This is a genomic window from Gammaproteobacteria bacterium (assembly GCA_029881255.1).
Lineage (GTDB): Bacteria > Pseudomonadota > Gammaproteobacteria > S012-40 > S012-40 > JAOUMY01.
On the sequence record JAOUMY010000016.1, the window covers coordinates 45,677 to 54,033 of the forward strand.

Annotated in this window: 7 protein-coding genes and 2 rRNA genes; 4 read left to right on the forward strand and 5 right to left on the reverse strand. The window is 44.1% G+C overall.

Annotation, left to right across the window (positions count from 1 at the left end; all coding sequences use genetic code 11):
* Positions 1-394 precede the first annotated feature (394 nt).
* The 3 genes from OEZ43_20175 (at position 395) to OEZ43_20185 (ending at position 3,917) form a co-directional block, all read left to right on the forward strand.
* Complete coding sequence (locus tag OEZ43_20175) at positions 395-2,674, forward strand: CHAT domain-containing protein (protein MDH5547902.1); 2,280 nt, start codon at positions 395-397, stop codon at positions 2,672-2,674.
* A gap of 84 nt (positions 2,675-2,758) precedes the next feature.
* Positions 2,759-3,556: a DUF928 domain-containing protein gene (locus tag OEZ43_20180; protein MDH5547903.1), complete on the forward strand. Its 798-nt coding sequence runs from the start codon at positions 2,759-2,761 to the stop codon at positions 3,554-3,556.
* 187 nt (positions 3,557-3,743) lie between these two features.
* Positions 3,744-3,917, forward strand: a complete 174-nt coding sequence (locus OEZ43_20185) for a hypothetical protein (GenBank protein ID MDH5547904.1) — start codon at positions 3,744-3,746, stop codon at positions 3,915-3,917.
* Positions 3,918-4,268: 351 nt separating this feature from the next.
* Here the strand turns inward: OEZ43_20185 and OEZ43_20190 are convergent, their stop codons facing one another.
* A complete protein-coding gene (locus OEZ43_20190) occupies positions 4,269-5,507 on the reverse strand; it encodes an AAA family ATPase (protein ID MDH5547905.1) in 1,239 nt (412 codons plus the stop codon).
* A gap of 74 nt (positions 5,508-5,581) precedes the next feature.
* Positions 5,582-6,103, reverse strand: a complete 522-nt coding sequence (locus OEZ43_20195) for a RimK/LysX family protein (GenBank protein ID MDH5547906.1) — start codon at positions 6,101-6,103, stop codon at positions 5,582-5,584.
* A gap of 78 nt (positions 6,104-6,181) precedes the next feature.
* On the opposite strand from OEZ43_20195, the gene OEZ43_20200 reads away from it, so the two are divergent.
* Entirely contained in the window at positions 6,182-6,694 is a 513-nt protein-coding gene (locus tag OEZ43_20200) for a HEAT repeat domain-containing protein (GenBank protein ID MDH5547907.1), read from the forward strand.
* Positions 6,695-6,700: 6 nt separating this feature from the next.
* On the opposite strand, the gene OEZ43_20205 is transcribed toward OEZ43_20200, so the two are convergent.
* The 3 genes from OEZ43_20205 to OEZ43_20215 all read right to left on the reverse strand — a co-directional run.
* Complete coding sequence (locus OEZ43_20205; GenBank protein ID MDH5547908.1) at positions 6,701-7,141, reverse strand: hypothetical protein; 441 nt, start codon at positions 7,139-7,141, stop codon at positions 6,701-6,703.
* Between the two features lie 103 nt (positions 7,142-7,244).
* Positions 7,245-7,360: ribosomal RNA gene (gene rrf / locus OEZ43_20210) — 5S ribosomal RNA — on the reverse strand.
* 80 nt (positions 7,361-7,440) lie between these two features.
* Positions 7,441-8,357 (reverse strand): 23S ribosomal RNA (locus OEZ43_20215); the annotation flags it as partial.

The following is an 8,357-nucleotide window of genomic DNA, read 5'->3' on the forward strand; positions in this document are numbered from 1 at the left end:
AATGAATGAGGTTTGAAAACCATCCCTGTTATTGAAGCAAAAAATCCAATTTTTTATTGCCGGTAAGTGTTGACATTATTATTCGCCCGATAGGCAAGATGCAAGCCAAATCAAACTATACTTTTTATTTCATATCGTTATAAAATCCACTTGAAGACACTTCGCCTACACGTGTAAATTTTTTCGACTAAAAGAAAACAAATACGTTTTTATCCTTTACACTGCTCTGATTCAGTGCGTTACTTCACATAAAACTATAATTTAATTTCTCACTAAATTTGTCTGATTCAGAAGTAAACCATATGTGCTATAGATTTTTCTCAATGAAATGTGTTGAATTAGCAGCACTTAGTTTTTATTTTTAAATGCGCTACGTATAATCATGGATTGATCAATGTACCTACAACAGAAAGTCCGTTTCCGTTACTATCAAATATCACTGCTGTTTATAGCCCTGTTTAGCTACGACATCAATGTATTCGCCAATGATACCTACGAGTATTCCACACGCCTGTTACAAAAAGGCGAGTATCAAAAAGTCATTGATCTCATCGAACCTGTTGTCTACGGTGAATTGGCTTCAAAATCTGAATTACCCGCCATGCTGCGCCGTCTGGGCGAAGCGCACGGCGCTTTAGGCAACCAACGCAAAGCCTTCGACTCGCTCGGCAGCGCTTTAAAAGCCGCTGAATCCGCAGACGATCGTGCCGAAGCAGCGCGCATTATGTCTATTCTCGGTGCCATGTACTCTCATGCAGGGGTATATGAAAAAGCAATTACCATTTTGGTGCAAAGCGTTGAGGCAGCGGAATCACTGCAGCGCGACGATATAGCCCTACCCGCGAAAAATAATCTGGCCAATGTCTATGCGCGACTCACTGAATACGACAAGGCGCGGGAACTTTATGAGGATGTATTCGCTACGGCAAGTGCTGACGGCCAATACGGGCTGGCGGGGAAAGCGCTAATTAATCAGGCAAGAACGGCGATTAAGCAACAGCAAACAAGGGACGCGAGGAGCATCTTGCTTCAACTGCCTGCTATTACTGGCCGCATAACGAATTCCCAGGAAAAGGCCTTCGTAATGTTGAGCGCGGGTCGCCTGCACGCGGAAATGTCTGAGAATTCCGCCGACAAAGATAGCGCGCTCGCCTATCAGCTATTGGGTGATGCGTTAAAAATAGCAAAGGCAGAAGACAATTCCAGACTCATCAGCTTTGCGCTAGGTTATCTCGGTAATCTTTATGAAAAGGCGGGAAAACATGAAGACGCCCTCAAATTGACGCGCAATGCACTTGCCCACGCGCAAAAGCTTAACGCCAACGAGCTGTCGTATCGCTGGCTGTGGCAAGTCGGACGCCTGCATAAAGCGAGAAACAATAATCAGCTAGCGATTAGTGCCTATCGGCAGGCAATAGAATCTCTACGCCCGATACAACACCGATTGATACTGAGTAGCGCTCTAGGTGACAGTTTTCGCGAACACGTCGGACCTGTATATCTTGAATTGGTGGACATTTTATTGAAGGAAGCCAACATCTATTCTGTTGTTGAAAAACGACAAAACACATTGCGTGAGGCGTTGCTAGTCATGGAGGCGTTTAAAAACGCCGAACTTGAAGACTATTTCCAGGACGATTGCGTCGCGCGCATGAATGAGCGCACCAAAGGAATCGATTCATTAGACTCAAAAACAGCCGCACTTTATCCCATCATTTTGGAGAATAAAGTTTCAATGCTGATTTCCCTTTCAAACTGGATACAGCTAGTACCCATAGAAGCAGACACAGCGGAGTTTGCAGAGGAAATTCGGCTTTTTCGTTCTAAGCTGGAAAAACGAACCACACGTCAGTATCTACGTCATGCCAAAACACTTTATAACTGGATGATACGTCCCATCGAAACGTATTTGGCGGAAGATCAAATCGAAACACTGGTTGTTGTACCCGATGGAATATTGAGAACCATTCCGTTTAGCGCACTCCATGATGGAAAACAATTTCTAATCGAAAAATATGCCATCGCGACAACGCCTGGCCTAACATTGACCGACCCTCAACCCATGAATCCGGACAAAACACAAATCCTGGCTAGCGGCATAACTGAGGCCGTATTAGATTTTCCTGCGCTTCCTTTCGTTTCTGAAGAGATTCAAAACATCACCGATTTACACCAAAGCCGAACGTTGATGAACCAGGCTTTCACTGTAAGTAATATCGACAAGGCTCTGGCAAGTCGGCCATTCAATGTTATTCACATTGCCTCACATGGTGAGTTCAACCGTAAAAGTAGTGATTCCTTCTTACTTGCCTACAATGAGAAGTTGACGCTGAATAACCTGGAGCGATATGTGGCCGAATCAAGAATGAGAAATGCACCGGTCGAGCTGCTTACACTTAGCGCTTGCCAGACTGCTGCGGGTGACGAAAGAGCGGCCTTAGGGCTTGCGGGGGTAGCGCTAAAGGCCGGCGCGCGCACTGCGGTCGCTTCACTGTGGTTTGTTAGTGACGAGGCATCGTCCGCACTAATCTCGAATTTTTATTCCCACGTAGGAAAGAGAGACCATTCTAAGGCAAAGGCCCTGCAGTTAGCGCAAACTTCGCTTTTGCGAGACGAGAAATTCCAACACCCAAGCTATTGGGCACCGTTTCTGGTAATCGGTAACTGGCTGTAGTGACCTTGTGACTTTTTGCACACGATTAGCAAAAAGTCGGTGCTACGCTTAAAAGATAAACAACGGAAACCGGAGGTCTGTGCCATGAATATGTTTTATAAATCTGCGCTTTTCTTTTTGGCAATGCTTGCCAGTACCATGACATCTGCTTCAGATCAGTCGACCGGGCTATTTCGCTCCCCCATAATGCTCGCTGCAAACTCTCAGAACAATCATGCTATCGCAGACAACGTACAAAAGGCAGCAAATACACCACTAACTGCAAAAGAAGCGACTACCTTACCAACCTATATTCCGCCTATGCGCGGCGCGCCAAAACGTCGCGTTGGGGGCGGTACCAGAGGAACGGCTGTAGACCTCACTTTAAATGTCCTCGCCCCAGAACACACTGGTTTGACAAGCTCTCCTCAGCCAACGCTTTATTTCTATATTTCGAGTGTTAGCTCAACGCCCATGGAACTGGTTATCACTGAAGAACAATCTGAAGATCCGGTGTTTGAATCACGCTTCACAGTGAATCAAGCAGGAATCTATTCCATAGACATATCTCGCGCAAACATCAACTTGAAACCAGATACAGAATATCAGTGGTTTGTGGCAATTGTAATTGATCCTAAACACCGGTCTCGGGACATTATAAGTGGTGCAGCGATTAAATATATAAACCCCGAAACACCGATTACACAAAACAATATGAATGCCGAAAAATCGGCCGAAGCATATGCGGCTAGTGGTTATTGGTATGACGCGTTTTCAATTCTTAGTAAATCGTTATCAGGCGAAAACAGCGCTACTTTTACTGAGGCTCAAAAGTCTCTACTTCAACAAGTCGGTCTGGACATACTATTACAAAGCAACAATCAGATGTTTTCAGCGTTATAGTCATTTCGACACATAATCACTTCGAGAACCAAAAGCGCCTCTCATAGTAGGGGCGCTTTTCTTTTGTATAAAGCAATTCATTGTGGCATTTCTCACACAATTCTTGTGATCTAGCTCATCCGAAATATCGAACTCTCATGTTCAAATAACACTTAAGGAAACGACATAAACACAGGAGATAACTATCATGGATATTATGATTCAAGACACTGAAACCCAACTAGCGTACGCACTTCATCACGATGATGCCTTATACCTGGGAATGGACGACGAATTTGTAGAATTCGAAAACGAATACGATGACGAGTTGGTCAATTTTCTTACTCACATTGAAGGTGACTACGACTCATTCATGTTTTGATGAATCATTAGGGGCGCAAAAAGCGCCCCTTGAGCGCGTATACCAAAATGTCTTAAAGCGCCATTCACACCCTATGGCACTTTTCTTGTTAACAATACAAGGCAAGCTTCTTATCTCTCCAATGCTGCGCAAGAAGTATTTTTTTAAACATGCAGATACTTCAAGGACATTCATGCAACTGTAGTCTCTATTGTCGCAAGCGACATGTCATATTAGTGAGTCAAATAATTGGGAATCGAGATTTTCTCAGTTCAAACTTATATAGTTGTACTAGGAAAAATCCGCTAAATACTTTGCAAATGCCTCTGCGGCATCTGAACACAACAAAATAAAAAGCTGAAGATCTACAAACTACGCTTCCTCTACGACGTTGTTTTTCTTAAATCTTGCAGTTGAATCTGGCAACATTCTGACCAATCCATTGCTGTCCATATCAAATGGAAGATTACATTGAATATTAACGCCACCAATCGTAATTACATCCCCCGTGCATATAGGCACCATTTCAACCCGCTTGTGATTGACCCGAACGCCATTCATGCTCTCAAGGTCACGAACATACCAACGCCCATTTCTATCAACAATTTCTGCATGAAACCGACTTACGCGGGGATTATCAATAACTAAATCATTGTCCTTATGCCTGCCAATTCGACTGCTCCGTCGCACTGTATATTCATTTGTCTGCCCATTATCATTTATCAACAGTTTGAGCACAGGCGTACTATTCAAGATGGGTAGTAACCTCGTTTGGTCGTCATCGACCGAATCACTATAGTCATATGCGTCCCAACCGAGTTCATCAGTGCTAATTCGTATTGTGTCGGCGCTTACGCTCTGCAGATCTTCAGAAAAACAGTGGGTAAGCGCATAGTCACACAAAATATTGACCAGCCTCAGACAGCCTCCAGTAAAATAATATATTGGTTTAAATGACTCTTCTGAAAATATTTCGCGGCCCTCGGCGCCCGCAATGTTCAGCCGATGTTTAATATATTGCCTGGTATCCTCCAGCGATAATCGACCAAGATGTACTTTTAATCGAATACGTTGTTTCAACTGCTTCAACGCAGAATCATCGAGCGCTTCTCGTAGCTCCGGCTGTCCCGCCAAAATAATCGTGATCAGCGACTCACCATTTAGTTCGCTATCGGACAACAGTCTCAATTCTTCAAACATTGACAAGGAAAGATGCTGGGCCTCATCAATGATCAACACGCTGTGTTTTCCTCGGCGATATTGCGACGTTAGAAACTGATTTAACTGATTTAATAAGCTGACTTTGTCTGTATCTTGGATCTCTTGTCCAAACGCCACCATAACTGATTGCAGTAACTCTATATCTTTCAATTGCGTCTGAAAAACTTTTCCAATAACACACTCATGATTTACAGTACCGGCCAGCGCGTTCAATAAAGTGGTTTTACCCGCACCAATTTCTCCAGACAGCAAAACAAGACTATCCTTTACTTCAATGCCATATTTAAGATACGACAAAGCCTTTTGATGACTTTCGCTTAAATAAAGAAACTTTGGGTCCGCATTCAGGCGAAAAGGATATTCGAGTAGTTTAAAATGCACCAGATACATCACTTCCCCCCGCTCCAAATATGAATTTCCACATAGTTTTTAGTCTCACATAATTTCACTCGTGAACCTGTGAGTTATTTCACAGTCACACAGTGAAGCGTAGTCAACAATGTTTTTTCTGTATCTACCAAAAACCTACCCGCGAGAAAGGATCGTCCTACTAACATCGCATAATTAAACCCTTGACGATCTACCAGATTTACATCAACTTTTGCTTGCTGCTCGCCTAAACAAAGTAGCATTTCGATAATTGGTCTCTTCTGGATTTTGCCTTCATGCTTCCTAATATTTACAAAACGTTTAACCTTTGCTTCAACTAAAATTCGTCTATCTTCCTTATCTAGTTCGAAACGTACCCACGTTTTGCCGTCTCTCTGAAAATACTTGCATTGGCAATGCAATGATACACCATCGGAACCCGTATCGATTTTTGCGTGTAACACCACGTTATGATCAACCAAGTGTACTTTTTCGATCCAACCTATTACCTGAGGCTGTGGGCTACTTGCATAGCCAACCTTTGGATAAGTTAACGACAATATGAGCAAAAACAAATACGCCATGGTTGCTTGAAAAGATTTAAATGTAATACACACTATTCCGATACATAAATCGACGATTACGGTTTTTTACACTCTAGCTGAATTAATACGACAGGAATAGCTAATTAACCCATGTTAGACTTCTTCAAACAATCCGATAAAAACATGCATGAATTCAGAAACATATGGTCTCCTTTGCTTGCCCAGGCCGAAACGAATATGCCCCAGAATATACCTATGCTAGAAAAACGCTATGCGCGTTTTTTTATACAGGAGTGGTTAAATCTTTATCTTTCTGCACCTGATTCTGGAAAAGTCGGACTTGCTGTATTTGCTTATAGAGTGGACATCCATCGCTACGCAGCGGGAATGTTGATCGATAGCAACCCTGAAAACCGTATTCTTGGTATTAGAATATTGGGCTATATGCGAGATGAAAGCACATGGCCGATACTCGTGGGATTGCTGAAACACCCGGATCGTGAGGTTGCTGTTGCATCGCTTGGTGCTTTATTTCAAGTTAATGAACGTCGCGCGAGAGAAGAATTACAAACACTATTGGCAGGTTCGGCCAGTTTCCATCCAGAAAATGTTCGGTCGCATCTGTTACCTATCTTGGGCGACAACTTCAATTTTGACTGGTAGGTTAGGTCACACCTTAAATTCCCCAATCCATTCTCGCGCTCTAAAATCGATTTCAAGCCACTTTGCAGTCATTTTATTGGCTCCTTTAGAATCTAATTCCATTTTGATTGGATAATTATTTGCGAATAGAACGGGTTCACACGATTCGGGCTGAATTGTACGAAAACTTACGCGTAGCTTTTCATTAACCGGAACGCATGACTGCTCTGCCAAATTGCTAAAAACGAGACGTTTTTTAACAACACATGAAAAATACAATGACATTTCAGCGACTAGTGGTGTAGTCCTCTGGCTCAATTCCCTTTGCGCTCTTTTTGTCCACCTTACCTCTACTTCTCGTCCTCGCATTTCTATTTTTTTAATAAATTTATAAGGGTTTAGCCATCTATCCGCGAGGCGAAAAGGATTCCAATTTTCGTCGAAGTCGAAAAAAGTTTTGGAAAACACACAATTCTCCAGAAAAATGATCAGGAAGTTAGAGTATAGCTGGAAGGAAATATTACAAAAGAAAAACCCGTAACTCGATGAGTTACGGGTTTTTGAAATAAAAACCTGACGGTGTCCTACTTTCACATGGGGAGACCCCACACTATCATCGGCGCTAAGCAGTTTCACTTCCGAGTTCGGGATGGGATCGGGTGGTTCCCACTCGCTATTGCCGTCAGGCATAAACCGGTACATAAAACAATTCTGGAAGGCTGTAATGTAAGTTGTTTCTCAAATGGCTCAAACCTTTTGGGTGTTATATGGTCAAGCCTCACGGGCAATTAGTACTGGTTAGCTTCATGCGTTACCGCACTTCCACACCCAGCCTATCAACGTCGTAGTCTCCAACGGCCCTTTAGAGAGCTCGAAGCTCTAGTGAGATCTCATCTTCAGGTGGGTTTCCCGCTTAGATGCTTTCAGCGGTTATCCCGACCGTACATAGCTACCCGGCAATGCCACTGGCGTGACAACCGGAACACCAGAGGTACGTCCACTCCGGTCCTCTCGTACTAGGAGCAGATCCTGTCAAATCTCAAACGCCCACGGCAGATAGGGACCGAACTGTCTCACGACGTTCTAAACCCAGCTCGCGTACCACTTTAAATGGCGAACAGCCATACCCTTGGGACCGGCTACAGCCCCAGGATGTGATGAGCCGACATCGAGGTGCCAAACTCCCCCGTCGATATGAACTCTTGGGAGGAATCAGCCTGTTATCCCCGGAGTACCTTTTATCCGTTGAGCGATGGCCCTTCCATACAGAACCACCGGATCACTAAGACCAACTTTCGTTCCTGCTCGACGTGTCTGTCTCGCAGTCAAGCACCCTTATACCTTTGCGCTCATTGCTTGATTTCCGACCAAGCTGAGGGTACCTTCGCGCTCCTCCGTTACTCTTTGGGAGGAGACCGCCCCAGTCAAACTACCCACCATACACTGTCCCCGATCCGGATAACGGACCTAGGTTAGAACCTCAAACAAACCAGGGTGGTATTTCAAGGATGGCTCCACGATAACTGGCGTTACCGCTTCAAAGCCTCCCACCTATCCTACACAAGCATATTCAAAGTCCAGTGCAAAGCTATAGTAAAGGTTCACGGGGTCTTTCCGTCTAGCCGCGGGTACACTGCATCTTCACAGCGATTTCAATTTCACTGAGTCTCGGGTGGAGACAGTG

Excerpts from the sequence above, each read along its gene's own strand:
- OEZ43_20175 (MDH5547902.1), top strand. The coding sequence starts at position 395 with ATGTACCTACAACAGAAAGTCCGTTTCCGTTACTATCAAATATCACTG.
- OEZ43_20180 (MDH5547903.1), top strand. The coding sequence starts at position 2,759 with ATGAATATGTTTTATAAATCTGCGCTTTTCTTTTTGGCAATGCTTGCC.
- OEZ43_20185 (MDH5547904.1), top strand. The coding sequence starts at position 3,744 with ATGGATATTATGATTCAAGACACTGAAACCCAACTAGCGTACGCACTT.
- OEZ43_20190 (MDH5547905.1), bottom strand. The coding sequence starts at position 5,507 with ATGTATCTGGTGCATTTTAAACTACTCGAATATCCTTTTCGCCTGAAT.
- OEZ43_20200 (MDH5547907.1), top strand. The coding sequence starts at position 6,182 with ATGTTAGACTTCTTCAAACAATCCGATAAAAACATGCATGAATTCAGA.